We start from the raw sequence: 25,977 nt of genomic DNA on the forward strand, positions 1-25,977 counted from the left end.
TGAACACTTTTATATTATCAAAAAAACATTGACTTTTCAAGGCTTTTACTCCATAATAGTTAATATAAACCGAACGGCATACTAGACGAGGGACTAGAATACGGTCTAATCGTTAATTTTATGTCATTTTTATGTCTTTTTCTGTATAAGACACAACGGGAACATGGGGATTTCCGGCGTGTTTTTATAAAAACTTATAGATTCTCTCTATAAGAAGAAAAACATTTATATATTTAAGGAGGTATTAGATATGGAGTTAAAAGCTAACGTTAACTTCGATCGCTTCGAGGGCCAGCTTCAGGTTGTTGATGCCCACACAGAGGGAGAGTTCTGCCGTATCGTATATGGTGGTTTCCCGGAGCCGGAAGGCAACACAATGATTGAAAAGAAAAAATGGATGGAGAAAAATTATGACGATGTTCGTACTGCTCTTATGTTTGAGCCAAGAGGACATCATGATATGTTCGGAGCTTTCCTGTGCGAACCTGTAAATCCGGAAGCTTCCTTCGGCGTTATGTTCATGGATACAGGCGGATACCTGAACATGTGCGGACATTGTACAATCGGTGCTGTAACAGTAGCTATCGAGGCTGGATTCGTTGAATCTCACGAAGGCGAAAACGAAGTTGTTCTGGAAGCTCCTGCAGGACTGATCCGTACAACTGCAGTTGTAAAAGACGGAAAAGTTGAAAGTGTTACACTTACAAACGTACCGGCTTTCGTTTACAAAGAAAACCAGAAAGTTACCATCGACGGAAAAGAGATCGAATTTACAATTTCCTTCGGCGGAAGCTTCTTCGCACTGGTTGACACAACAAAACTTGATATTGGGGAAATCAATGCAAAATCCGTTCCGGCATACACAGCTCTCGGAATGAAAATGCTGGATGAAATCAACAAAACAATCCCTGTTAAGCACCCAGAGCTTGACATCGACACAGTAGACCTTGTTGAATTTTATGGTCCGACACCAAATCCGGACAAAGCAAACTTAAGAAACGTTGTTATCTTCGGTGATGCTATGGCTGACCGTTCACCATGCGGAACAGGTACAAGTGCTAAACTTGCTACTCTTCATCACTGGGGAGAGATCAAAGTCGGAGAAGAGTTCGTTTACGAAAGCTTTATGGGAAGCCTCTTCAAAGGACGCATCAAAGAAACAACAAAAGTTGGCGATTTCGATGCTGTTATCCCAATGATCACAGGAAGCGCATACCTGACAGGTGTTGCTACATACCTGATCGACCCAACAGATCCGTTGAAATACGGCTTCCAGGTTGGATAATTACTTCCAGCTTTATTGGAAAGTTAAAAAAGAGCGGTTCATCACCGCTCTTTTTTATTCATCTAAAATGTAACCAACAGTACACTCGCAGAGCAGATTTATGTATTCTGCCGTCATGTTGAAGGGAATGAAAAAAGTGGCCAAAAAAAGACAGTCAACAAAAAGCCGTATTGTAAAAGCAGCGTGGAACCTTTTTTACAAAAACGGCTATGACAATACTACTGTAGAGGAAATCATCAATGCGTCAAAAACTTCAAAAGGGACTTTCTACCACTATTTCAAAGGAAAAGAAGCCCTTTTGAATACTCTGTCCAATCTTTTTGACCAGAAATACGAAGAGCTTTCCAACGTGATAGATCCTGATTTGTCCGCATATGATAAACTTCTCTTTCTAAACCACGAACTGTTTTACATGATCGAAACAAGTGTAGATATTCATCTCCTGGCCTATTTGTATTCTTCGCAGCTGATCACAAAGGACAAGAAATCTCTGTCCGACAAAAAACGGTTTTATTTCCGATGGGTAACCGAAATCATTCAGGAAGGTCTGGACAATAAGGAGTTTGCCCCCAATTCTACTGCCGAAGAGCTGATGAATATCTATGCCATGTATGAGCGGGCTTTGCTGTATGACTGGTCTCTTTTCAAAGGGAAATTTTCCCTGACCAAATACAGCGACCGTCTTTTGCCTCATGTACTCGACAATTTCAAAACCGGAATATAACGTCAATGCGCACGGACGATCACGGTCAGTAAACAAAAGAGCTGACAGGAGGGCACTGCAAAACTGCAGCCTTCCTGTCAGCTCTTTTGTTTACACCATACATTCATGCAGTTCTTCTTCTTCTATCCCTGCCGCCTTCATGACAGAACGAATCTCTTCTCTGTCTTCAAGTGCCGCACACCATGACAGACCGCACCCGGCCGATATGGCTCTTGGAACCGGAATCAGGCGTCCGGGAGCGCCGGAATCTTTACATGCTTTTTCCATTGCCATAGCATCTGCTGTTGTATGAAATGTTACAATTAGCTTTAATTCTTTTTTTCTCATCTTATTCAATCACTACTTCAAAGCATCCGTCCTTCTCTGTGGATACCGCTTTTTTCCCGTGATCCTTTGCAAACTTTTCCACATTCATTTTCTGGTGTGGTTCTGACACCAGGACTTTCACAGGGCCTGACGCATTTTTCAGCGCTTCTGCTGTCAGCATCAAAGGTTCCGGACAGGAAAGACCTCTTGCATCTACTTCCTTCATTTTTTTACCTTCCTTTTCAGAATATCATATTTTTTATACTTTTCCAACTATTTTCCAGCTTCACGTTTATTTGTAAAAGCAATCACAAAACATATTGCAATACAGATAATACACGCTACTTTTCCTGCCGGTGTTACGGCACCTGCAACGATCTCGTTCGTTTCTGCATTGAGAGCGGTTCCGCTGGAAGCAAGTCCAAGATTATGACAAAGAGCCGCTCCGAAGAAAAGACCCAGTACAGTTACGGCCGCATCTGATGATCCCTGGCCTGCAAGAATCAGCTGGCGAAGCGGGCAACCTCCTGCAAGAACTGCTGCAAATCCTACCGCATACATTCCCAGAATATTCCAGATATGCTCTGAATGAGCCACGATTCCCGGTGTGTCAAATGCAGGTACGAAATTTCCTGTAGCCACATTATAGATAAGCATAACAACAAATAAACCGATGATCACTGTCAGCAGATCAAAATTCTTCATCAGAACTACGTCTCTTATACTTCCTGCAAAACACATTCTTGATTTCTGTGCAAACGCGCCGAAGATCAGACCTCCGATCAGAGAAATAATGATAGGCGCATGCATGCTTCCCGGTCCGCTTGTGCTGGACTTCAGAAGGGTTGTGCACACTGCAAGAAGCAGGATACCAACCATGATAGCCGGCATTACAACACCGCTTGATTTCTGTGTCTCATGAGCGCGCCCAAGGCTGAATCCTTTCTTCAGGGCAAACGCTCCGGTAGAAACGCCCAGTATAAAACCGATCAGAGCCACCCAGGCATTTAAATCGCCTGCAGACATACGGATAACCATACGAAGCGGACACCCTAAAAAGATCAGGGAACCGATCATAATAACAATCCCCAACACAAAACGGATCATTGGAGAAGATCCTGCTGTAGAGCGATACTCCTTTGTTGCCACGGAAATGATAAACGCTCCTAATACGATTCCTATAATTTCAGGCCGTGCATACTGCACCACCTCTGCCTGGTGCATTCCCAATGCGCCAGCGGTATCCCGGACAAAGCAGGCAATACAGATTGCCATATTAGCCGGATTTCCAAAGTATGCCAGACATGCTGCTACAAGTCCGCACACCACGCCGGCAAGCGCCAGCTTTTTCTTTGAATCTGACAAATTCATTGTGTGTTCCTCCTTTACTCTCTTCCTTCGCAAATGATCAAAAGATCATTCTTCTGCCAGTTCGCGGATAGCCTTTATAGCCGTATCCACTTCTTCATCAGTCGTAAAATGTGAGAAACTGAATCTCACTGCCCCCTGTTCTACTGTTCCCAATGCTTCATGCATAAGAGGCGCACAGTGCGCTCCGGGTCTTGTAGATATTCTATACTCTGTAAGAAGCTCATCACTGACTTCTGAAGAATCGTAATCTCCGATATTCAAAGATACAATCGCGCAGCGGTTCATATCATCAAAATCCCCGTACACCTTAACTCCGGGAACCTGAATAACCCCCTCATAGAACCGCTTCATACACTCCTGCTCACGTTTTCTGATCTGATCGATCCCTGTTCTTTGGATATATTCTACAGCTGCATGAAGGCCTGCGATGCCATGGCCGTTCATGGTTCCCGCCTCCAGCGCTGTGGGCATTTCCGCCGGGTGGCTTTTACTGTAAGTCTGCACACCGCTTCCCCCGCTTTTGAGCGGTCTTATCTGTATGCCCTCTCTCACATACATTCCTCCTGTACCCTGGGGACCAAGAAGCCCCTTATGTCCAGTAAAACAAAGAACATCAATCTGCATTTTTTCCACATCAATAGGAAAGACGCCGGCAGTCTGCGACGCATCTACCACCAGCAGAAGTCCATTCTTACGGGTAATCTTTCCAATCCTTTCAATGTCCACCAGATTTCCTGTCAGATTGGATCCATGAGTGCAGACAACTGCCTTTGTATTCGGGCGTATTGCCTTTTCTATGTCGTTGTAATCGATCACACCTTTTTTGTCCGCCGGAATAATCGTCAGCTCCACCCCTCTTTTCTCCATTTCATACAGAGGCCGCAGAACCGAATTGTGTTCCAGCATTGTTGTGATCACATGATCTCCCGGCTCAAAAAGTCCTTTGATCGCTATATTAAGGCTTTCCGTAGAATTACTTGTAAAAACCAGTCTTCTTGGATCTGTCCCGCCAAAGAAACGACAGAGCAGTTCCCTTGTATCATAAATAGTTCTGGAGGCCTCCAAAGATGCGCTGTGTGCTCCCCTTCCCGCATTTCCCATAGAATGCATGGCCTGTACAACCGCTTCAATCACTTCTTCCGGCTTTTGCATCGTTGTAGCCGCATTATCTAAATAAATCACTTGATTGCCACCAACTTTCTTTCCCCTTTTCATAATACCGTATTTATTATATCGTCTGCATTTTCTTCCGTCTAATCAAAAAAAGCAATATACACACTATCCTTATAGAATTTTTCTATAACTACTCTATTCTGGATTTGTGTGTATACTGCCTTTCTCTGCCGGCAGGAAAATGCAATCTCTTTGTTCCCTGCCTTCTGCTATTTTTTAATGTGATAAATAGACTTTACCACCTTAATAAATCTTTCTGCAGATCTGGAAAGAGTCCGGTTTTTATTATACACCAGGTTGATATCTCTTCCCTCATCCGCCTGTGGAATCGGAAATGCAAGCATCTGCCCTTCTTCCACTTCATCTTTAGCTGCCAGGCTGGAAAGAATGGAAATGCCCATTCCCTGCATAACGGATTTCTTGATCGTTTCCTGATTCGCAATACTCGCAATGATATTCAGTCTTTCCGTTCGGATTCCCAGATGCCGAAGCTGCTTTTCTGCTTCTTTTCTTGTCCCGGATCCCTCCTCACGCATGATCATTTTTTCATCCTGGATCCAGAAAATCTCTTCTTCTCTTTTCTGCAATTCTCTGTATTTCGGTAAATCCGGCGTAATGATCACCAGGTGGTCCTTATAAAACGGGATGTACTGGCAGTGTTTCTTTTCCAACACAGTTCCGGTAAAACCAATATCCGCCTTTCCTGCTGCAACCTGTTCCGCCACTTGAGCGCTGTCCATTTCGGAGAGCTTAAGCTGCTCTCCCGGATACTTCTCATTAAACTTCGCAAGAATCTCCGGAAGGAGATACTGAGATGGGATGGTAGAAGCTGCGATAACAATACATTTCTTATCATTTTCGCGCTCCCGCCCAAATTCTTCCCGGATCTCATCTGTAAGATCCAGTATCTGTCTTGCATACCGATACAGTTTCTGCCCTTCTTCCGAGAGAGCTACTTCTTTTGTATTCCGCACAAAAACACGGACATCCAGCTCTTTTTCCAATGAAGAAATATGAGCGCTGACAGTAGGCTGGGTCAGAAACAGCTTTTTGGCTGCTTTGGAAAAGCTCTCCGATTCCGCTACTTCCACAAATGCCTCTAATTGTTTTAAATTCATCAGTATGCCACCCTCTCACTTTCTCCGCCTGTCTTTTTCGTAACTTTAATACTGTCCATATACTCCAGGATCGGTTTTGCGCTTTTACGGCTGGTCTGGAACATGTCACGCACCTGTGCAATGGTGATAACAGGGTCTTCTTTCAGTTTTTCCTGGATTTTTTCTTTCGCTTCTTCCATATAAGAAGAAAGGGTGTACATCTCATCCGTTACTTTTACGATCTTGCCCTCTTCCAGCAGAATATTACGGATATCATCTTCCACATCAGGATCCACGCTGCCCACAGGGATCTCGCTGTAACGCACAAAGTCAAATCCAGCCTTCTCCATGGCGCCCATAAGGGCTGCGGATACCCTATCATAAAGAGTGTCTTTTCTTACCTGATAACCGGGCGTACATAAAAATTCATCTACCCTCTCAAGAATCCCTTCTTCCGTCAGGCTTCCGATATAGAGATCGAACACATTAGGCTTGATCTTGCGGAAATAATTTGTATGTATCTCCGCCTTTTTCATGCCATAGCGGTAAGGATACGACGCCTCATACTTTTTCAGCGCATTCAGAAGTGTCTCTTCTGCTTCCTTTGCCGCTCCTGCATGCCATACATAAGTATCTTTTTTCAAAGCATATGTCCGGATAAGCCCCTGTTCTTTCAGTTCTTCAATATCCTGCTCCACTTCTTCCGGGGAGAGAGCTGTCAGGCGTGCCAGATCTGACAGGGTTATCATCGTATCTTTATAATTCTTCACATGCATTTCAATGACGTCTGCAGTGGATCCGGATTCCTTTCTTTTGAGATCTTCGATCACCGGCTCCTGGAAACGCCTGTGAATGGAAGGATTAGGCTCAAGAACCACTCCTCCGCCGATTGTTTCCATAGGAGAATAAAAACGTACAACAAACTTATCTCCGCGCCGAAGGGCGATTTCCTCTTCCAGCCTAAGCTGCACATAGCCGCTCTCGCCCGGTCCGATTTCTTCCTTGTCCAGAAGGACGGCACGACAAAGGATCTCACTTGTTCCGGTAAAAAGATGCAGTCTGGTATGGTTTGTCAGCACCCGCATAGAAGAATCCAGAATATTCATCTTCACATCCAGAAGGTCTGTATTTTTCATACTTCCCGGAGGCGCCAGGACACAGCCCCTTCCGATTTCTCTTTTTTTGATATTGGAAAGGTTGATGGCAACCCGCTGACCGGCATAGCATTTGTCCACATCCTGACCGTGCACCTGAATGCTTCGTATCTTGCTTGTCTTCCCGATGGGATACATTTCCAAGACATCTTCTTTTGTGATCGTTCCGGACAGAAGAGTTCCGGTGATAATTGTCCCGAAACCGGACAGGGAAAAAGCCCTGTCTATGGGAAGGCGGGGAATGGTAGCCGTATCCTTTTCCACCACCTCTTCCTCCGCTATTTTTTCAATGATATCCACCAGCTCTTTTAAACCTGCTCCCGTAGCGGCTGAAACCCGGACAATCGGCGCTTTTTCCAAAAAGCTTCCTGCCAGTTCTTCCCGAATTTCTTCTTCCACCAGCTCTGTCCACTCTTCGTCTACAAGGTCGCATTTATTCAGAACAATAATACTTTTTTCAATGCCAAGAAGACTTAGGATATCCATGTGTTCTCTTGTCTGGGGCATGATCCCTTCATCTGCCGCAACTACAAGGAGAACCATATCCATCCCTACAACACCGGCAACCATATTGTTGATGAACCGCTCATGTCCGGGCACATCAATAATTCCCGCCCGGTCTCCTCCCGGCAGGTCAAACCATGTAAATCCCAGGTCTATGGTGATTCCCCGTCTCTGCTCTTCTTCCCACCGGTCTGTGTTTCTTCCCGTCAGAGCCTTGATCAGAGTCGTTTTCCCGTGATCGATATGTCCGGCTGTTCCTATGATAATGTGCTTCACGGTTCCAACACCTCCTGTTCCTTCAGCTGACGGACAAGAAGGTCACCGTCGCCTTTCTGAAGTGTTCTGGCGTCAATGAGAATGGTATCATTTACAACCCGTGGAATGATCGGAACTTCCAGATGCCTCATCCTCTCTTCCAATACCGGCACACTGATCTTCTCCGGGTGGATCGCTGCCCCATAGCTTGAAAGTCTCTCCATCGGAAGAGAACCTCCCCCGATCTGTGACTGACAGGATATGAGCTCCACCCTGGCAGGAAGATGTGCCCTTTTCAGTTTCCGCACCAAAGCAGAAGCATCCTTTTTCACTTCTTCCGGCTTCCGTGTGATCATGAACAGCACCGGGATATGCTGCAGCGCTTTTTCTTCGGACAAATATTCCTGCAGCACAAGTTCCAGGGCTGCAGCTGTAAATTTATCGATCCGAAGCGCTCTTGTCAGCTGATTTTTTTTCATCTTGCTGATATATTCCTTTTTCCCGATGATAATGCCTGCCTGCGGGCCTCCAAGAAGCTTGTCCCCGCTGAAGCAGACCACATCTGCTCCTTTTGCGATGGAATCCTGTACAGTAGGCTCATAGGTGAGCCCGTATTTGCTTAAATCGATCAGAACGCCGCTTCCCAAATCTTCAATGAGCGGGATATGATGCTCTTTAGCTAAAGGCAGCAGCTCTTCCATAGTGACAGAATCCGTAAATCCCACAATCCGGTAATTGCTTGTATGAACTTTCAGAAGAGCTTTTGTTTCCTCAGTCACAGCTTCTTCATAGTCACTGTAGTGCGTCTTGTTTGTTGTTCCCACCTCTACAAGAGACGCCCCGCTTTGTTCCATCACATCCGGAATCCGGAATTTTCCGCCAATCTCTACCAGCTCTCCTCTGGAGACGATCACTTCGCCTCCCTTTGCCAGAGAACTTAAGATCAGCATAACCGCCGCCGCATTATTGTTGACAGCCATAGCTGCTTCCGCTCCGGTCAGACGGCAGAGAAGCTCTTCAAAATGAGAATATCTCTCTCCCCTCTTCCCTTCTTCCAGATTGTATTCCAGATTGGAATATCCTGTTACAAGTTCTGCTGCTTTTTTCATATGTTCTTCGCAGATCGGCGCCCTTCCCAGATTGGTGTGAAGAACCGTTCCGGTTCCGTTTATCACCTTGCGCATATTTGGCGTGTGAAGGGACTTCACAGCCCGGGCCACATCATCTTTAAGAGCATTGATCTTACCGAATGCCTCTCCCTCGTCTGTGCATGTCCCGATAAAGGCGCGCAGACGGTCTGTCTGGGTACGCACTGCCTCCATGACTGTATCACGGCTGTAATTTTCAATCAGTCCCTGTATCTGCTCATCTGCAAGCAGCACATCCACTTTGGGTATGCTGCGGTATAAACTTTTTTTATCCATTTTTCTTTCCTCTCGTTGCTGCTGACATTTTTGTCAGCATTTCTGATCTTACAGAGGGCTTTAGAATAAGCGGATCAGTTTGTCGCTTTTTGGCGCCACTTTTCCGATTATGGATACAGTTGTCTCCATACCGGCATGTTCAAAGTCACGCATCATTCCCTCTACATCATCCGGGGAAACGCTCAGCAGCAGTCCTCCGGATGTCTGCGGATCATACAAAAGATCTACATAACACTCTTCAATAGATCCTGTCTCCACCTTGCCGATGGAGTATCCCCTGTTTTTATAAGTCCCTGCCGGGACAAGTCCCATTTTGGCATAATCAATGGCATCTGCCATATAGGCAATATCCTTTACTTTAAGCTCAAAGGTTACATCGCTTGCCTCAGCCATCTCCACACAATGGCCGAGAAGACCAAAACCGGTAATGTCGGTACATGCGGATACATGATACCGTTCTGTCACCCGCTTTGCAATCCTGTTCAAGGATGCCATAACCATCTGCGCTTCTTTCACTGCGGACGGAGAAGCCATCTCTGCCTTGATGGCAGTATTAATGACGCCGCTTCCGATCTGCTTTGTCAGTACCAGCACATCTCCCGGCCTGCATCCGTAATTTTTGAAAATCTTATCCGGATGTACAAAACCGGACACACACAGCCCGTATTTCGGCTCGTCATCCTGCACGGAATGCCCTCCTACAAGGACCGCACCTGCTTCTTTTACTTTGTCTGCGCCCCCTGCAAGGATATCTCCCAGGATCGCCGGGTCCAGACAATTAGGAAATCCGACAATATTCAGCGCAACTGCCGGTTCTCCTCCCATAGCCCACACATCGCTCAAAGAATTGGCCGCTGCAATCTGTCCGAACATATAAGGATCATCTACAATCGGCGTAAAAAAGTCTACTGTCTGGATCATAGCTATATCGTCTGTTACCTTATATATTGCTGCATCGTCGGAAGTCTCGATTCCAACCAGCAGATTATCATCCTGGAATTTTGGCAGCTTGCCCAGAACCTGAGCAAGGGTCTCCGGACCAATTTTAGCCGCTCATCCGGATGTTTTGCTTAATGTTGTCAGTCTTACATCTGATTTCATTTTTCATCCCCCTTTTTACGGATTTGTGGCTCTTTATCCACTTATAGATTCAGTCTATCACTGATAATGCAAAAGGTAAAGAAAAATATTGATTTCGCGCTCGTCACGGGCTAAAATAATGTCTGCGACTATGAATATTATTTATTATAGAGAGGATTTTACAGATTATGTGGATTGCAGATAAATGGAAAGATTATGAAGTACTGGACTGCAGCAACGGAGAAAAGCTGGAACGCTGGGGCAAATACCTTCTGGTCCGCCCGGACCCTCAGGTCATCTGGAATACTCCCAGAAAACTCCCCGGATGGAAGTCAAGAAACGCCCATTATCACCGAAGCAAAAAAGGCGGCGGCGAATGGGAATTTTTCGATCTCCCGCAGCAATGGTCCATCCATTACCGGGATCTGACTTTTAACCTGAAGCCCTTTAATTTCAAGCACACAGGACTGTTTCCCGAACAGGCCGCTAACTGGGACTGGTTTTCCGAAAAAATTAAAAACGCCGGGCGGCCGGTTAAAGTTCTGAACCTTTTCGCCTACACAGGAGGCGCTACTCTTGCCGCCGCTGCCGCGGGAGCTTCCGTTACCCATGTGGACGCTTCCAAGGGAATGGTGACATGGGCCAAGGAAAACGCCGTTTCATCGGGACTGAAAGAGGCACCCATCCGCTGGCTTGTAGATGACTGCGTCAAATTCGTGGAACGGGAGATACGCCGGGGAAATCATTATGACGCCATTATCATGGACCCTCCGTCATACGGAAGAGGCCCCAAAGGGGAAATCTGGAAAATCGAAGAATCCATACATCCCTTTATTCATCTGTGTACAAAGATTTTGTCGGATGATCCCCTGTTCTTCCTTGTAAACTCTTATACAACTGGACTGGCGCCTGCCGTCCTTACTTATATGCTCAGTACAGAGCTGAAAAAATACCACGGACATGTAGAATCTCAGGAGATTGCCCTTCCGGTTACCAGTACAGGCCTTTATCTCCCCTGCGGAGCATCCGGAAGATGGGAAAAATAGTCCGGATAAGCACAATTTATGCTTTTTTTTGTACATTCTTTGCTATTATGCTTCTCCGTATTGTATTTCCCTCTTTTGTCTGGTAAATTGAACTTATGATGAAAATTAAAATACTGAAAAACAAAGAAGAATTAAATAATCTTGCCCCACTGGAAATCACTCATCTCCTGTGGGGTACAAAATCCATCCCCCGCACTTACTTTTATATTGGTTTTATTCCAGAGGATGGATTTTATGTGCGTATGGTATGCGAAGAAAAGGACCCCTTACGCACCTACACGGAAGATTTTGACCCCGTTTACCGGGACAGTGCCATGGAAGCGTTTTTTCAGTTCATTCCGGAACAGGAAGTCTATCTTAATTTCGAAGTGAACGCCAACGGCGCCCTCCTTGCCGCTTACGGCCCATCCAGAGTGTACCGTTCCTATTTTTCCAAAGAGGACATGGCAATGTTCCAGTGCCGGACCGAAATCGAGGAAGACCGGTGGACTGCTTCTATCCGCATTCCCCTCTCCGTACTGGAGCACATTTACGGGGCACTTTCATTCAAAGCCGGAGATACCATCTCCTGCAACTTTTACAAAATTTCCGAGACAAAAGACGTGGAACATTATGCAGCGTATGCACCGATTCTTTCTTCCACTCCGTCTTTCCATCTGCCGGAATATTTTGCTTCTGCAATATTGGAATAATTTGTATCAGGAGGATATATTTCTATGAAAATCTACAAAACAAAAAATTACGAAGAAATGAGCCGTAAAGCGGCGCACATCATCTCTGCACAGGTTACTTTAAAACCTGACAGCGTTCTCGGTCTTGCCACCGGCTCCACGCCGATCGGGACCTATGAAAATCTGGTGAAGTGGTATGAAGATGGAGATTTGGATTTTTCCGAAATCACAACAGTGAACCTAGACGAATACAAAGGGCTTCCACGGGACAATGACCAGAGCTACTATTACTTTATGCACCATCATCTTTTTGATCATGTCAACATTCCAGACGGCCGTACACATCTGCCGGACGGTACAAAAGAGGACAGCGATCAGGAATGCAGACAGTATGAAGAGCTGATCCAGTCGCTTGGCGGAGTTGATCTGCAGCTTCTTGGTCTGGGACACAATGGACACATCGGTTTCAACGAACCAGATGATATCTTCCCTGATGATACTCACTGTGTCAATCTGCAGGAACGCACGATCGAAGCAAACAAACGATTCTTCGCATCCGCCGACGAAGTTCCCCGTCAGGCTTACACTATGGGGATCGGTACCATTATGAGGGCAAAAAAAATCCTTATTGTGGTCAGCGGCGCCGACAAGGCGGATACTGTAAAGGAAGCATTTTTCGGACCGATCACTCCAAAGGTACCGGCATCCATCCTTCAGCTTCATCCGGATGTAACACTGGTAGCTGACGAAGCAGCATTATCTAAGATTGATTAAAAAAACAACGGGAGCCGCAGCAAAATGTAAGTTTGCTGCAGCTCCCGTTATTTTTTATCATTTCATATGTTCCAACAAGTCTATCACTTCATACAAATCCCTGCATATCCGATAGGCTGTCCTTTTCATAACCTCGTCCGGCTGTACCAGGTCCGGTATCATCACCGCATACATTCCAGCCCGGCTGGCAGAGTATATTCCATTAGGCGCATCCTCCAGGGCCATAGCATTTTCAGGCTCGGTTCCAAGCTTTTGACATGCAGTTTCATAGATTTCAGGATCCGGTTTGGCGTTTTCAACCATATCTCCAAACACACAATTATCAAAATAATCGTATATCCCTTTTTCCTTCATTGCATTTACTGCATGTACTTGGCGGGATGAGGTAGCAACTCCCATCTTGTACCCATGCTGCTTTCCATACTCCAGAAGAGCCCTTACTCCCGGTTTCAGAGGAACACCCTCCTCCCTGGCTATTTCATAGTAAATTTCTCTTGTTCTTTCTGCAAAACGATCCATTGGAAAATCCATACCATAAACTCTTTTGAAATAGTCTGTCCGGCTTTTCAGATTCATTCCCAGCGTATTGTAAATATTCTCGCCAACCAGCCCGAATCCCAACTCATTGCCTGCTATATTCCAAGACCTTTGCACTACTCGCTCTGAATCAAACAAAAGGCCGTCCATGTCAAAAATCAATGCTTCTATCATTTACTAACGTCTCCAGGTGTCCTTTCTAAAACTCGATTCCCTGTCCCAGGGCATCTTTTAAATATGAAGTCACATCTTCCAGCTTCTTTACCATTTCCTGCTTTTCTTCCCATTCGTCGCCTGATAATTCTTTATTTACAAGAGCATTTTTTACATGTTTCAATTCTCTGATCAGTTCTTCTGTCATAACAATTTCCCTCCCTCTTTGTTCTGACCGCCAAGTCCGGTGGCAGCCAGGCTGTTTCTATACATTTATTTTAATCCACAATGTCTGCCTTGTCCAGTTTTGAAAAGTAAATGCGGCCATTCCTTTTTTGATCAGAATGACCGCATTCATCGTCCGGATCTGGATATTCCTTTTTCCATGAATTACATATTCTCCTTCATTTTATACTTTTTCTTCGTCACTTCCACTTCTTTCGTATAGTCCGTACGTCCGGTGCTGTATTGCATTTCTCTGAAACCGTGGTCTACTCCCGGCTGATTTACAAGGCTCATTTCTTTTCTTAACTTTTCCTTGGGAATGTCTCCTGCATCATCCACAGCTTTCCAGAAATGAGTCAACGCAAATGCTGTACGGCTTCCAAAACGAAGTTTACCAGCGTCTTCTCCGGTTCCTCTGGTTCTGACACCAATCCAATACTCTGCAAACATCCAGCAAACAACAACCAGAACAACAGCAAACAATAAAATAGATAATACTTCTGCCGTCATAACACAGCACTCCTTTCTTCTTTATTATATGAATAATTGTAGTTCTGTTTTTAGTATTAGTCAATAATTTATCTGTATTTTCTTTCAATTTTAAATAAATTTCTGATATAATTTAATATAAATGATACAAGGGACAAAGGGGGAAGCAACATGAGTGACATCTCTTTACTAAAAAAGGAATTATTTACTCTTCTGAGAGAAAAAGGGGCAAAACTGACAGGAGTCGCCGATTTATCCGGAGTCGTTGATGGAAATATGAAAACGGGCGTTTCTGTAGCTGTTCCCGTACCAAGACACATTGTTCAGGATCTGAAAACAGCTCCTACAAAAGAATATTATAACGCCTACCATTCTCTGAACGCCAGATTGGATGAAATCGTCTCATGCGGAGCCGAATTTTTGACAAAAAATGGCTTTAACGCATATGCCAATACAACGAAGACAGTAAAACAAAATGACGAATGGCGGACACCGCTCCCCCACAAAACCGTAGCAACAAGAGCAGGACTTGGCTGGATCGGAAAAAGCTGCCTGCTTGTCACAAAAGAATATGGAAGTGCTATCCGGCTGTCCAGCCTCGTTACGGACGCTCCTCTTCCTTTTGATCTTCCAGTCACCAAGAGTCAATGCGGCACCTGCGACATCTGTGTGAAAAGCTGTCCGGCAAGGGCTCTGACCGGGCATTTATGGAACCCCGAAACAAAACGGGAAGAGCTCTTCCACCGGGAAATCTGTTACAGCACACAACTTCAGCGTATGAAAGAATCCACTGGCATTGAAGCTGATCTGTGCGGCCTTTGTTTTGCTGTGTGTCCTTATACACAGAAATGGTTGAATGCGCCTGAATAAAAAAGAGAGACGGAGACGCGAAAAACGGACCATTTCGGACAGAACGTTAAAGCTGTTCAACCGTATCAGTGGAATGCAAGTAATAATGTATTGCTATTGTACGGACATTTGTGTATGATAAAGAAAAAGATATGCACGAGAAAGGAGCGTTGTTATTATGGCAAAGTCAGCAAATTTATATGCGAGAATAGAGCCTGAAATCAAAGAGCAGGCTGAAAAAATCCTCTCCACACTGGGTATTCCTGCTTCTAATGCTATCAATATGTTTTATAAACAGATTATCTTACATCGAGGACTTCCCTTTGAAGTAAAAATCCCAGACAGAACGCCCACAGATATAAGTATGCTGGGAACAGAAGAACTGCACGTAGAGCTGGAGAAAGGATATGCGGATATGAAAGCAGGTCGAACCAAAGATGCAAAGACGGTTTTTGCTGATATTCGCAAAGATTATGGCTTATGATTTTTAACGTAGTCACGTCAATGCAGGCTGAGGAAGATTTGCGAGGGATATTTGAGTATATCGCTTTTGAACTTTTGTCACCAGAAAATGCAGGAAAGCAACTGGAACGTTTGGAAAAACAGATATTAAGTTTAGATGAAATGCCGGAACGCTTTCCGAGATATGGGAAAGAACCGTGGTATAGCCGAGGTTTACGTTTTGTTGCGATAGATAACTATATCGTGTTTTATCTTCCAGATGCGGAAGAACAGGTGGTAACAATTCTTCGTGTTATGTACAGCGGACGCAACATTGAAGAACAGTTAAGCGTCCATACAAAGCAATAAACAATTTCATATCCCACACAAAGCGGTTACTCCTTTGGAGATCAACCGCTTTTTCTATACTTATATTTAAGATAGGAGTGATTGATTGAGAAATATTTATGCAAAAATAAAAACCCGATAAAAAATTGGTTAAAAATTGGTTAAATGAACGGTAAATGAAAAAAGGGTAAATGAAAAAACGGTAAATGAAAAAAGGTAAATGAAAAAAGGTAAATGAAAAAATGGTTAAACGAAATTAAAAAAAATTAGCACTCACCTATTGACACTGCTAATAATAAGTGTTATATTACATACAGAACAAAGGAGAGGGATACAAAAAGAAAGATTCATCTTTCCTGCGTTCCTGAAACTCGACACCTCGGATTTCTCCGACAGTGCTAAAAACAATTTAATATATATCTTTTGAAAGGAGATATGACTTATGATGATGCCTAGTATTTTTGGAGAAAACTTATTTGATGACTGGATGGACTTCCCATTCAATGATGATTTTGACAAATATTTCTTTGGAAAGAAAAATCCGTTATACGGAAAACATGCAAAAAATATGATGAAAACCGATGTAAAAGAAACGGACAGCAGCTATGAAGTAGACATTGATCTCCCAGGTTTTAAGAAAGATGAGATCAATGCAAAGCTTGAAAACGGATATCTCACCATTTCTGCTGCCAAGGGCCTTGATAAAGACGAGAAAGATAAAAAAGGCAAATACATCCGCAAGGAACGTTATGCCGGTGCTATGAGCCGAAGCTTCTATGTAGGCGATGCCGTTACACAGGAAGATATCAAGGCAAAATATGAAGATGGAATCCTGAAACTTGCTATTCCGAAAAAGGATGCTAAAGCAGTAGAAAATAAGAGCTATATTGCAATTGAAGGATAAACTTTCTCCCCCTCGCTTTCGGGCGGCCCCTTATCGGGACCGCCCTTCTTTTTTGGTTGATATACTTATAAAACAGTGCCTTTTAAAAACTTTAGTTTACGATATTTTTAGGCGTGCCTTTTAAAAATTCTTGCAGATTCGATACTGCAATATCCATCAATCTTTTTCTGGATTCCTTTGGCGCCCAGGAAATGTGCGGTGTGATCAGACAATTTTTCGCTGTCAGCAACGGATTATCGCTTTTAATGGGTTCTGTAGATACCACATCAAGACCTGCTGCTGCCACCTTTCCGCTGTTCAGCGCATTTGCAAGGTCCTGCTCATTGATCAGCTGACCGCGGGAATTATTGAGAATAATAACTCCATCCTTCATTTTTGCGATGGTTGATCTGTTGATCATTTTCTCTGTTTCCGGGAAAAGCGGACAGTGCAGCGCTATGACATCTGATTTTGAAAGTACCTCATCTAAATCTGTATAATTGCATGTATCTGATTCCAGTGCCGGATTTCTGTAGGAATCATAAGCGAGGATCTTCATTCCAAGAGCCTGAGCGATTCTTCCTGTAGCTTGTCCGATCCTTCCATAACCGATGATTCCCATTGTCTTTCCATCCAGCTCAATAAGCGGATAATCCCAGAAGCACCAGTCCGGATTGGCGACCCATTTTCCCTCATGAACCACCTTGCTGTGATAACCAATATGATGACAGATTTCCAGAAGGAGCGCAATCGCGAACTGTCCTACTGCCGCTGTTCCGTAAGTCGGTATATTAGCTACCGGAATATTTCTTTTCCTTGCTGCAGTGATATCCACTACATTATATCCTGTAGCAAGCACTCCTACAAATTTCAAATTTTTACATTCTTCAAACACTTTTTCAGGAAGTGGAGTCTTATTGGTATATACAACTTCTGCATCTCCGATCCTTTGGATCACTTCTTCTGTATCTGTAAGAGACGTCCTGTCATATACGGTACATTCTCCCAGTGACTCCAGTCCTTTCCAGTCCAGGTCTCCCGGATTCAGAGTGTAACCGTCAAGTACAACTATCTTCATTTACTGTATTCCTCCTATATCTGCGGATTTTCGGGATGCAGCATAGTAGCAATGACTTTGTGGAGCACTTCGTCCTTCCAGATTTCTTTCCAGTTTTCTCTCATAACAAGTCTGTTTCCAAGGCCGATTGCCACTTTACATGCATCTGACACCGGAGGATTTCCCGGTATATATCCTAAAAAGTTTGCTGACAGATTGTAGATATGTCCGGTCAGGAAGGAAACCGCCGCTTCCTTGGGGATTCCTCTTTTTACTGCTTCTTCCACTGTCTCCGCCATGGCATAGAGGCAGGTTGCCCCCAGAAGTTCCACAAGAGTCGGCTCCAGAAATGCAATCTGCTCGGATGTCATAACATAGGCGTGTTCCACCGGTGCATACATTTGTTTTGCCACTTCCACGCATTGTGCAAATCGACCGTCATCTCCCTGTATCTTGGACATCACAATATCCTGTTTTCCACCGCATCCTCCGAACCGGTCCTGACGTGCCTCGTAGGTATCCTGATCCAGGAAATAGGAAGGATGGCATGGATGGGCAACGCCAAATGTACAGTCATCCCTGAGAGTCAATTCTTTTGCTACAGCTGCTGCCGGATCCAGTATAATAAATCCCGTACCGGGACGAAGCTGCGGGACATAGACTGCGGATAACTTTCCGATCAGCGTATCCGGAACAGCAAATACAACAACATCTGCCTTCTCCAAAGCTTCCTCAACCGGTGTCGGTTCAAAACCTCTGTCTTTAATGCTCTGTATTCCGGCCTCTGATGCCTCTACCATTAACAATTCAAATTCATCAGGCTTTTTTGCAAGATTGTTGCTTGTTCTTGTTCCCATTTTTCCGCCTGCTCCAATTACACTTACGACTATTTTTCCCATCGTATATAACCTCTTTTCTGTCTATTTTAAATTTTCTTCTACTGTTTTTGCGATGTTTTCCGGCGAAAATCCATATGCATCTGCAAGTTCTTTTGCCGGTCCGGACTCACCAAATTTAGTAAGGCCCATTCTCTTTACATATTTCGGATCATTTTCCACAACCAGTTTACTGATGTAAGCACCAAGACCTCCATTGACATTATGATCCTCTACCGTAACAATCTTTTTGGTCTTTGCAATTGCTTCCAGTATCTTCTGTGGATTCTTTCCATATAAAATATTGACATCGCCGACTGTCACCTGAATCCCTTTATCTTTGAGGATATCTGCCGCCTTCAGGACACGGTCAAGTACAAAACCGCTGGAGAGTAACAGTGTGTCATTCCCATATTCTTTTAAAATCCGTATACCGTCCTCACTGAATGGCGTTTCTATATCATAGATATCAGCTTCTCTGCCGCTTCCGGCGCGCACATATACCGGACCGTCTATTTCTGCTGCCATTTTTACTGCATGATAAGTCTGTGCCGCATCTGCCGGAGTGAAGATTGTATAATTCGGAATATTGGAGAGAATACCCAGATCTTCATAAAACTGATGAGTTACTCCTTCTCTCTCTCCTCCGAGAAGCCCTGAATTAATCCCTACAAATTTTACATTCAAATCAGGATATGCCACAAATGTTCTCATTTGTTCGCAGGCACGCATAGTGAGAAATCCGGCGTAAGTTCCGACAAATGGAGTAAGTCCTGCTGCTGCCAGCCCTGCTGCCGTATCCACTGCATTTTGTTCTGAAATTCCCACCTCTACATACTGTTCTGGATGAAGCTCGGCAAATTTTGTTGCTCGCATCGCTTTAAGGGAGTCCGGAGACACGAACATAATTTTGTCGTTTTCCTGCGCCATATCCAAAAGCGCCTGTGCAAACGCTTCTCTTGTCCCTTTAAATCCTGCCATTACAACGCACCTCCTAACTCTTTTACTGCTTCTTCATATTGTTCTTGTGTGGGAACTCCCTTATGCCATGCATTATTATTTTCCATATAAGAAACACCTCTGCCTTTTATACAGTCACAAACAATAACGCTCGGTTTCCCTTCCGCATTCTTGGCATTTCTAATGGCTTTTTGAATTTCTTCGATATTATGTCCGTCAATTTCCTGTGCATCCCATCCAAAAGCCTCGAACCTCTCTTTGACATTGTTTGACCCGATGGTCTCCTCAACGCTTCCTCCGCTTTGCCAGCCGTTTTTATCTACAAATACGATCAGATTATCCAGATGGTGTCCGGCGGCAGAATTAATTCCTTCCCAACATACACCTTCCTGAAGTTCTCCATCTCCGGCGATGACAAATACATTGTAATCTTTCCCGAGGTATTTTCCTGCAATGGCCATTCCCGATCCAATGGAGATTCCATTTCCCAAAGAACCAGAAGTCATATCCACGCCCCTTGTCTTATTCATAACCGGGTGCCCCTGAAACTTACTTCCCAGTGCACGGAGATGAAAATCTTCTACCTTTTCTCCAAAATATCCTCTCTCGGAAAGCGCCGCATAATAAATGGGGCAGGCATGTCCCTTTGACAAAATAAATCTGTCCCGGTCTTCCCAATTTGGATTTTCCGGATCAATCCTCATTTCATCAAAAAACAATACCGCCACAATATCTGCAATAGACAATGCCGGTCCCGGATGGCCGTCTTTCCCTTTGTAAACCATTTCTACTGCGGTCAGACGGAGATGATCGGCTTTCTGCTTTAATTCTGCTGCATTCATACAAGTTCCTCCTTTTTATTTCGTTCGGATGAATTATATACTATATTATTTAATGTTTATTTAATTAACATTAAACATCTGATGTTTAATGTATACTACATTTTCCGGAGAAAGTCAATAGATTTTAAAAAATATCTATTAATCGTTTGACGTTTTATGTTTTTTTCGTTATAATAGTTTCAAAGTATAAATTGGGTGATTTATACTCTTTGATAGCTATGTTGAAAGGATAGGGAATTTATGAGTAATTTATTTCAAGCAACAAAAAGAGAATCTGCTGTTGATATTGTAGTAAACAGCATTAAGCAGCTGCTGATGGACAAGAAGCTGCTTCCAGGCGATAAGCTTCCCAACGAGCTGGAGATATCTGAAGGGCTGGGTGTAAGCCGCGGATCTGTCCGAGAAGCTATGAAAATCTTGTCGGCATTTGGCCTGGTGGACATTCGTGTCGGAAACGGTACCTATGTCAGCGAATCCCCGGACAGCAACCTGCTGGACTCTCTTCTGTTCACATATTTCGTCACTAATCCTGACGTAAATAATCTCTATGAATTTCGACAGATATTTGAAACAGATATTGTAGAACTTGTCATCGACCACTTTGATGAAAATGGCGCCCAGCGAAAAGCGCTGAAAAAGAATCTGGATGAACTGGAAGCACTGATCCGCGCCAATGCCGACACGGATACAATTTTTAAAAAAGATATGGAATTTCATCATATTTTGGGGGAAGCCTGCTGCAATCCTCTGGCCGCCCGAATCTACTATTTTGTTATTGATTCTCTCCGCGCTTCCATTTCCCATACACACACACATCAAAAGGGCGAATTTGCTTACGAGGCACATACAAAAATTTACAATATCATCCAGGAAAAACGTTACGATAAAATTAAAGACTGCATTAAAAATTCCGTAGATATCTGGTATGAATTACAGGATTAAAAAAAAGTCATGCAGCTGTAAATCCAAAGGCTGCATGGCTTTTTTTCAATTTACTGACGTAGAGCCGGGAATCCTGTTTTTTTCTGCTCTGGCTTTTGCCGGCAACTTTATATTAAGAATAATAATAGAAAATATCACTGCTGCAATACCCAGTATTATATTTCCCGTTAATTTTTCACCCAGAAAAACAATACCGAATACCGTAGCTGCTATTGCTTCCGTTGATGCTGTGATGGAAGCTTTTCCCGCTTCCATATGCTGCAGACCTATAGTATACAACAGATAGGGCAAAAGAGCACTGATAACGACAAAAGCTACTTCCACCATGATCCATTCAGCATGTTCTGATGAGCTTCCCAGAATTTTTCCCACATCACACAAAGGCAAAATTCCTATACCGCCAATTACAAAAGTATATGCCATAATTGTAACCGGCTGATATCCCTTTTTTAATCCGGCAGCACTGAATATGGAATAAAGGGCGTAAGCCGCCCCTGCTCCCACTCCTGACATAACTCCTGCCGCCGTAATTGTCTGAGCGCCTCCCATAATTCCCGATACAAAGAAACATCCTGAAAAAGCACTGGCAAGCGCTATGATCTTACGAATGGTTATCTTCTCGCCCAGAAAAATGCAGGATAAAATTGCCACCACTGCCGGAGATATATAAAGAAGCACTGCTGCAACTGCCATGGAAGTCATCTGAATCGCCTGGTAGTAAAAGCAGTTAAAGCATATGATACTTAAAAGCCCACTGCCTATAAAAACCCAGATATCCTTTAATTTTATCTTCAACAGCTCCCTTTTTGTAAGAAGAAGGACCAGGAAAATGACCGCCCCCGTCCCTGCCACACGTATCGCCGCAATATCCATAGAGGACAAGGCCATTTTCCCAAGCTCTTTTACAAATATTCCCTGACTTCCCCAGAAAATCCCTGCCAATATGACAAAAAAAGAGCAAAATTTTTTCATGGTTCATTTCCTTCCAAACGTTGTCTAATATTTCTCCGGGAAGAAAATCCTTCCGGTTCTATCATCGATCGGCGTTCCGAATTTATTGCCGATCACGAAGCAGATCAACGCAACGCCGAGGCCAATGATAATGTTGTGGAAAGATCCGACTGAAATATCCAGAGCCATAGTAATACAGTAGGAACTTAAGCCTCCGATCACACTTGCCAGCGCTCCCACTTTGTTGGCCGATTTCCAGAATAATCCAAACAGCATAGTCCACAAAAATACGGTCTGCAGTCCGCCAAAGGCAAACATATTGATCCATACGATCAGATCCGGCGGGTTAATAGCAATGACAACTGACAAAATGCCCATGATAGCTGTAACTGCAAAAGAAATCTTAGCTACCAGCTTCTGATCAGGTTCTTCCTTTTTCTCCGATTTATAATGCAGATACATATCCTTTACAATTGCAGAAGACCCTGCAATCAAAAGGGATGATACAGTGGACATGGCTGCCGCCAAAGGTCCTATAATTGCCACGCCGCCAAGGATCGGAAACATGTAATTTACGATAACAACAGGAATAACGGTATCTGTAGATCCTTCAATTGTAGCGAAAAGGCCGCGTGACCATGTTCCGATCAGATGAATGCCGATCATCATAATTCCTACAACTACCGTTCCATAGATCATTGCTTTATGTACAGATTTCGTATCTTTATACCCAAGACATCTTACCTGTGACTGTGGGAGTCCGATAGTAGCAAATCCACACAAAAGCCACTGTGACAGGTAAAGCTGAAATGGAATCTGACCGCTGGCTCTTGGGTCCAGAAGATCAATCCCCTCTCCGGAAGCCACTGCCTGTGCAGACTGTGAAGTGATATTCGCCATAATCGCATCCAGTCCTCCCCCTCTTTGAATTACTGCAATTCCAAGAAGAATCGTTCCTATCACCATCACGATCGCACACGCCGTATCTGTAACAGCAACTGCTGTAAATCCGCCGATCGTGGTATAGATAACAACAACCGCCGCAAAAATTATCAAACCGATCGTATAATCAAAACCGGTACATGCCGAAAAAAGCTGTGCGCCTCCAATAAACTGGCTCACCATCTGTGTAGTAAAAAATACGAGAATAACAACTGCACAGATGTAGGATAATGCATTTGATTTGTATCTTGCCCTTAGCACATCAATTACCGTTACAGAATCTGTTTTGCGGCCTACAACAGCCATTTTCTTACCCAGTACTCCCAGAATCAGGAAAGCTGCAACTACATTGGATGTTGCATAATACACCCATCCAAATCCTGTCTCCCAGGCTTTTCCTGCCCCGCTTAAGAAGGAACTGACAGAACCGTAAGTTGCTACCAGTGTCATGGCAAGCACAAAGCCTCCCAGGCTTCTTCCACCGATAAAATATTCTTTTGAAAAGTTCTGTGCCTTTGCGTCGGCAGACCTCTTCTGTACATATACTCCGATTCCCATAAGTCCTACAAAGAAGACAATAACAGGAATTAATCTTAATACTGAATCATTCATTGATATCCTCCTCGTCATCACCAAGATCAAAGTCTTTAAACACAAACTTCAACAGATACACTACTCCTATGATACCTACAAACCAACAGCCAAAGCTTCCCAGAACAAACCAGGCCGGCATACCAAGAATGGTCCAGCTGTTTCCTGCCAGAAGATAAACTCCGAATCCTCCGGCCAGCCATACAATAAAGGAAATCAAACCTACAATCCAGGTAGCTTTTGCCTCTTTGTTCATCTGAATGAACTTCTCTTTGTAACTAAGTTCTTCCTTTTCTTTTTTATTTTCCATTAGTTTTCACCTCGTTTATAACAAATCTCACCGTCAATAATGGTATAATCTACTTTTGTTTTTACAATATCTACCGGATCAATTGCTAAAATATCCTCTGAAAAGACTGTAAAATCAGCCAGTTTCCCTACTTCTATGCTTCCTTTGATGTCGTCTTCAAAGCTGGCATATGCACCGTTCATAGTATAACAGCGGACAGCCTCCAGCATGGAAATTCTCTGTCCCGGACCACACACCTCTCCGGTTCCCCGGTCTATTCTGTTAACCGCTCCGTCTAATCCTGCAATAGCGTCGCAGGCTGCCGTAGGAGCGTCACATCCAATAGCCGGCTTTAATCCTGCATCAATGAAGCTTCTTAGAGCAAACAGATAATTAATGCGCTCTCCAAAATAACGATGATAGTCACTGCCGTTTAAAGGAATAAAATGCGTATTTGCAATCGGAACAATCCCCATTGCTTTCATTCTCTGTATCAGGTCGTCGTCTACAATAACACAGTGCTCAATTCTGTGTCTGTGTTCCTCCGGTTTTCGGTAATGATTCTTCAGGGCCTTTTCATATCCTTCCACCATAAATTCCACAGCAAGATCACCTTCCGCATGTGCAGTTGCCTGACAATCATGCCTGTTAATATAGTCAATATAATCTGCGACTTCCTCCCTGTCCCAGGATAAAATTCTGGGAAGTGTAGGATCGTGGGAATACGGTTCCCTTGTAGCCATAGTCGGTCCGCTGCTTCCCCCGTCTACCATAAATTTGCAGCTACCTATCCGAAAATGCTCATCTCCAATCCCTGTATGGAATCCCAGCTTCAGGAAATGCTCATTATCTTCTTTAGAGAATGGCTTTCCAAAAATACTATGAAGCATCATAAACTGTCTCGGTTTGAACCAGCCGCTTTTTGCAGCCTTAAACATCATACTGTATGCCGGAGCATCGCATTCTCCACAGTCATGTACAGAAGTGATCCCTCCTTCCAGACATGCCTTGTTTGCACGCTCGATCGCTTCCTTAAGTTCTTTTTCTGTGTATTTCACCTTACTCCACAGATAGAATGCACTTAAATCTCTTGTAAGTCCTGTAAATTTTCCATCTACGACTTCGATTTCACCTTCCCCGAATCTTTTGATATCCTCCGGCGTTTTAATATCTCCGGCCGCCAGGCCAAGCGTATTGTAAATACATACGTGTCCACATGTACGCATACACTGTACAGGATGATCCGGGGCAGCATCGTCTAAATCTTCCAGTGTGACATGACGTTTTTCCGCCAACTTATTATTGTCATATCCCCACAGTTTGATCCAGTCACCCTTTGGTGTTACCTTCGCTCTTTCTCTTACCAGTTCCTTAATGTCTTCGATACTTTTACATTTTGGATATGTGGCATCAATGATCGCTCCATTCATAAATCCGGACAGGATAGGGTGATAATGGCTGTCGATAAAACCGGGAGTCATGGCCCGTCCCTTTAAATCTATGATTTCAGTATTTTCATCTGTCAGAGTTTTTATTTCTTCATTTGAACCAACAAATACAATTTTGTTTTTCTTGATCCCAACTGCTTCACAGATATCATCCTGATCATTTACTGTGATGATTCGTCCGTTTATAAATGCTTTGTCTATATAAGAATAATCAAAAAACATTTTTTCCTCCTTTTTTGTGCTGTACCTGCTGTAACTCCTGCTGTCTTTTATCCCATTCGCTTTCCTCCT

Annotated in this window: 29 protein-coding genes; 10 read left to right on the top strand and 19 right to left on the bottom strand. The window is 43.9% G+C overall.

Annotated elements, in window-relative coordinates; genetic code table 11:
- The first annotated feature begins 250 nt into the window (after positions 1-250).
- Together EUBC25_RS04575 and EUBC25_RS04580 are read left to right on the top strand one after the other, a co-directional pair.
- Entirely contained in the window at positions 251-1,285 is a 1,035-nt protein-coding gene (locus EUBC25_RS04575) for a proline racemase family protein (protein WP_230107014.1), read from the top strand.
- A gap of 136 nt (positions 1,286-1,421) precedes the next feature.
- Complete coding sequence (locus EUBC25_RS04580; RefSeq protein WP_230107015.1) at positions 1,422-2,009, top strand: TetR/AcrR family transcriptional regulator; 588 nt, start codon at positions 1,422-1,424, stop codon at positions 2,007-2,009.
- 90 nt (positions 2,010-2,099) lie between these two features.
- Here the strand turns inward: EUBC25_RS04580 and EUBC25_RS04585 are convergent, their stop codons facing one another.
- From EUBC25_RS04585 to selD, 8 genes are all read right to left on the bottom strand, one after another.
- The gene (locus EUBC25_RS04585; protein ID WP_230107016.1) at positions 2,100-2,336 is read right to left on the bottom strand and encodes a putative Se/S carrier protein; all 237 of its coding nucleotides are present in this window, start codon (positions 2,334-2,336) and stop codon (positions 2,100-2,102) included.
- A gap of 1 nt (position 2,337) precedes the next feature.
- Positions 2,338-2,541, bottom strand: a complete 204-nt coding sequence (locus EUBC25_RS04590; protein ID WP_230107017.1) for a sulfurtransferase TusA family protein — start codon at positions 2,539-2,541, stop codon at positions 2,338-2,340.
- Positions 2,542-2,588: 47 nt separating this feature from the next.
- The gene (gene yedE / locus EUBC25_RS04595; RefSeq protein ID WP_230107018.1) at positions 2,589-3,686 is read right to left on the bottom strand and encodes a YedE family putative selenium transporter; all 1,098 of its coding nucleotides are present in this window, start codon (positions 3,684-3,686) and stop codon (positions 2,589-2,591) included.
- A 45-nt stretch (positions 3,687-3,731) separates the two neighbouring features.
- Positions 3,732-4,868, bottom strand: a complete 1,137-nt coding sequence (locus EUBC25_RS04600) for an aminotransferase class V-fold PLP-dependent enzyme (protein ID WP_230107019.1) — start codon at positions 4,866-4,868, stop codon at positions 3,732-3,734.
- Positions 4,869-5,068: 200 nt separating this feature from the next.
- Positions 5,069-5,977, bottom strand: coding sequence for a selenium metabolism-associated LysR family transcriptional regulator (locus tag EUBC25_RS04605; RefSeq protein ID WP_230107020.1), 909 nt, complete (start codon positions 5,975-5,977; stop codon positions 5,069-5,071).
- Complete coding sequence (gene selB / locus EUBC25_RS04610; RefSeq protein ID WP_230107021.1) at positions 5,977-7,890, bottom strand: selenocysteine-specific translation elongation factor; 1,914 nt, start codon at positions 7,888-7,890, stop codon at positions 5,977-5,979. The genes EUBC25_RS04605 and selB overlap by 1 nt, the downstream gene beginning before the upstream one ends.
- Positions 7,887-9,293 (bottom strand): L-seryl-tRNA(Sec) selenium transferase, encoded by a 1,407-nt coding sequence (gene selA / locus EUBC25_RS04615; RefSeq protein ID WP_230107022.1) that lies wholly within the window; start codon positions 9,291-9,293, stop codon positions 7,887-7,889. The genes selB and selA overlap by 4 nt, the downstream gene beginning before the upstream one ends.
- 60 nt (positions 9,294-9,353) lie before the next feature.
- Positions 9,354-10,394 (bottom strand): selenide, water dikinase SelD, encoded by a 1,041-nt coding sequence (gene selD, locus EUBC25_RS04620; RefSeq protein WP_230107023.1) that lies wholly within the window; start codon positions 10,392-10,394, stop codon positions 9,354-9,356.
- A gap of 167 nt (positions 10,395-10,561) precedes the next feature.
- Between selD and EUBC25_RS04625 the strand changes: the two genes are divergently transcribed.
- From EUBC25_RS04625 to nagB, 3 genes are all read left to right on the top strand, one after another.
- Positions 10,562-11,419 carry a class I SAM-dependent methyltransferase gene (locus EUBC25_RS04625; RefSeq protein ID WP_230107024.1) on the top strand — a complete coding sequence of 286 codons (858 nt, stop codon included), beginning with the start codon at positions 10,562-10,564 and terminating at the stop codon, positions 11,417-11,419.
- A gap of 95 nt (positions 11,420-11,514) precedes the next feature.
- Positions 11,515-12,111: a carbohydrate-binding family 9-like protein gene (locus EUBC25_RS04630; protein ID WP_230107025.1), complete on the top strand. Its 597-nt coding sequence runs from the start codon at positions 11,515-11,517 to the stop codon at positions 12,109-12,111.
- 24 nt (positions 12,112-12,135) lie between these two features.
- A complete protein-coding gene (nagB, locus tag EUBC25_RS04635; RefSeq protein WP_230107026.1) occupies positions 12,136-12,864 on the top strand; it encodes a glucosamine-6-phosphate deaminase in 729 nt (242 codons plus the stop codon).
- 57 nt (positions 12,865-12,921) lie between these two features.
- On the opposite strand, the gene EUBC25_RS04640 is transcribed toward nagB, so the two are convergent.
- The 3 genes from EUBC25_RS04640 to EUBC25_RS04650 form a co-directional block, all read right to left on the bottom strand.
- The gene (locus EUBC25_RS04640) at positions 12,922-13,575 is read right to left on the bottom strand and encodes an HAD family hydrolase (RefSeq protein WP_230107027.1); all 654 of its coding nucleotides are present in this window, start codon (positions 13,573-13,575) and stop codon (positions 12,922-12,924) included.
- 25 nt (positions 13,576-13,600) lie between these two features.
- Positions 13,601-13,762: a hypothetical protein gene (locus tag EUBC25_RS04645; RefSeq protein ID WP_230107028.1), complete on the bottom strand. Its 162-nt coding sequence runs from the start codon at positions 13,760-13,762 to the stop codon at positions 13,601-13,603.
- Positions 13,763-13,944: 182 nt separating this feature from the next.
- Entirely contained in the window at positions 13,945-14,289 is a 345-nt protein-coding gene (locus EUBC25_RS04650; RefSeq protein WP_230107029.1) for a hypothetical protein, read from the bottom strand.
- Between the two features lie 150 nt (positions 14,290-14,439).
- On the opposite strand from EUBC25_RS04650, the gene EUBC25_RS04655 reads away from it, so the two are divergent.
- The 4 genes from EUBC25_RS04655 (at position 14,440) to EUBC25_RS04670 (ending at position 16,810) form a co-directional block, all read left to right on the top strand.
- The gene (locus EUBC25_RS04655) at positions 14,440-15,138 is read left to right on the top strand and encodes a 4Fe-4S double cluster binding domain-containing protein (protein WP_230107030.1); all 699 of its coding nucleotides are present in this window, start codon (positions 14,440-14,442) and stop codon (positions 15,136-15,138) included.
- A 154-nt stretch (positions 15,139-15,292) separates the two neighbouring features.
- Positions 15,293-15,601, top strand: coding sequence for a type II toxin-antitoxin system RelB/DinJ family antitoxin (locus EUBC25_RS04660; RefSeq protein ID WP_230107550.1), 309 nt, complete (start codon positions 15,293-15,295; stop codon positions 15,599-15,601).
- Positions 15,598-15,927: a type II toxin-antitoxin system RelE/ParE family toxin gene (locus EUBC25_RS04665; RefSeq protein WP_230107031.1), complete on the top strand. Its 330-nt coding sequence runs from the start codon at positions 15,598-15,600 to the stop codon at positions 15,925-15,927. The genes EUBC25_RS04660 and EUBC25_RS04665 overlap by 4 nt, the downstream gene beginning before the upstream one ends.
- A gap of 421 nt (positions 15,928-16,348) precedes the next feature.
- A complete protein-coding gene (locus tag EUBC25_RS04670) occupies positions 16,349-16,810 on the top strand; it encodes an Hsp20/alpha crystallin family protein (RefSeq protein ID WP_230107032.1) in 462 nt (153 codons plus the stop codon).
- Positions 16,811-16,901: 91 nt separating this feature from the next.
- Here the strand turns inward: EUBC25_RS04670 and EUBC25_RS04675 are convergent, their stop codons facing one another.
- The 4 genes from EUBC25_RS04675 to EUBC25_RS04690 are packed head-to-tail and all read right to left on the bottom strand — an operon-like array spanning position 16,902 to position 20,523.
- Positions 16,902-17,867 (bottom strand): D-2-hydroxyacid dehydrogenase, encoded by a 966-nt coding sequence (locus tag EUBC25_RS04675; RefSeq protein ID WP_230107033.1) that lies wholly within the window; start codon positions 17,865-17,867, stop codon positions 16,902-16,904.
- A 14-nt stretch (positions 17,868-17,881) separates the two neighbouring features.
- The gene (locus EUBC25_RS04680; protein WP_230107034.1) at positions 17,882-18,745 is read right to left on the bottom strand and encodes a phosphogluconate dehydrogenase C-terminal domain-containing protein; all 864 of its coding nucleotides are present in this window, start codon (positions 18,743-18,745) and stop codon (positions 17,882-17,884) included.
- A 21-nt stretch (positions 18,746-18,766) separates the two neighbouring features.
- Positions 18,767-19,702, bottom strand: coding sequence for a transketolase family protein (locus EUBC25_RS04685; RefSeq protein ID WP_230107035.1), 936 nt, complete (start codon positions 19,700-19,702; stop codon positions 18,767-18,769).
- Positions 19,702-20,523, bottom strand: a complete 822-nt coding sequence (locus EUBC25_RS04690; protein ID WP_230107036.1) for a transketolase — start codon at positions 20,521-20,523, stop codon at positions 19,702-19,704. Before EUBC25_RS04690 ends, EUBC25_RS04685 begins: the two co-directional genes overlap by 1 nt.
- Before the next feature lie 240 nt (positions 20,524-20,763).
- Here EUBC25_RS04690 and EUBC25_RS04695 point away from each other — a divergent pair, with 240 nt between their 5' ends.
- Positions 20,764-21,465, top strand: coding sequence for a FadR/GntR family transcriptional regulator (locus EUBC25_RS04695; RefSeq protein ID WP_230107037.1), 702 nt, complete (start codon positions 20,764-20,766; stop codon positions 21,463-21,465).
- A 45-nt stretch (positions 21,466-21,510) separates the two neighbouring features.
- On the opposite strand, the gene EUBC25_RS04700 is transcribed toward EUBC25_RS04695, so the two are convergent.
- The 4 genes from EUBC25_RS04700 to EUBC25_RS04715 are packed head-to-tail and all read right to left on the bottom strand — an operon-like array spanning position 21,511 to position 25,908.
- Entirely contained in the window at positions 21,511-22,437 is a 927-nt protein-coding gene (locus EUBC25_RS04700) for a DMT family transporter (protein ID WP_230107038.1), read from the bottom strand.
- Positions 22,438-22,461: 24 nt separating this feature from the next.
- The gene (panF, locus tag EUBC25_RS04705; RefSeq protein WP_230107039.1) at positions 22,462-23,970 is read right to left on the bottom strand and encodes a sodium/pantothenate symporter; all 1,509 of its coding nucleotides are present in this window, start codon (positions 23,968-23,970) and stop codon (positions 22,462-22,464) included.
- Positions 23,963-24,259 carry a YhdT family protein gene (locus EUBC25_RS04710; RefSeq protein ID WP_230107040.1) on the bottom strand — a complete coding sequence of 99 codons (297 nt, stop codon included), beginning with the start codon at positions 24,257-24,259 and terminating at the stop codon, positions 23,963-23,965. Before EUBC25_RS04710 ends, panF begins: the two co-directional genes overlap by 8 nt.
- Positions 24,259-25,908, bottom strand: coding sequence for an amidohydrolase (locus EUBC25_RS04715; protein ID WP_230107041.1), 1,650 nt, complete (start codon positions 25,906-25,908; stop codon positions 24,259-24,261). The genes EUBC25_RS04710 and EUBC25_RS04715 overlap by 1 nt, the downstream gene beginning before the upstream one ends.
- Positions 25,909-25,977 lie beyond the last annotated feature (69 nt).

This window comes from Claveliimonas bilis (genome assembly GCF_020892095.1).
Taxonomy (GTDB): domain Bacteria; phylum Bacillota; class Clostridia; order Lachnospirales; family Lachnospiraceae; genus Claveliimonas; species Claveliimonas bilis.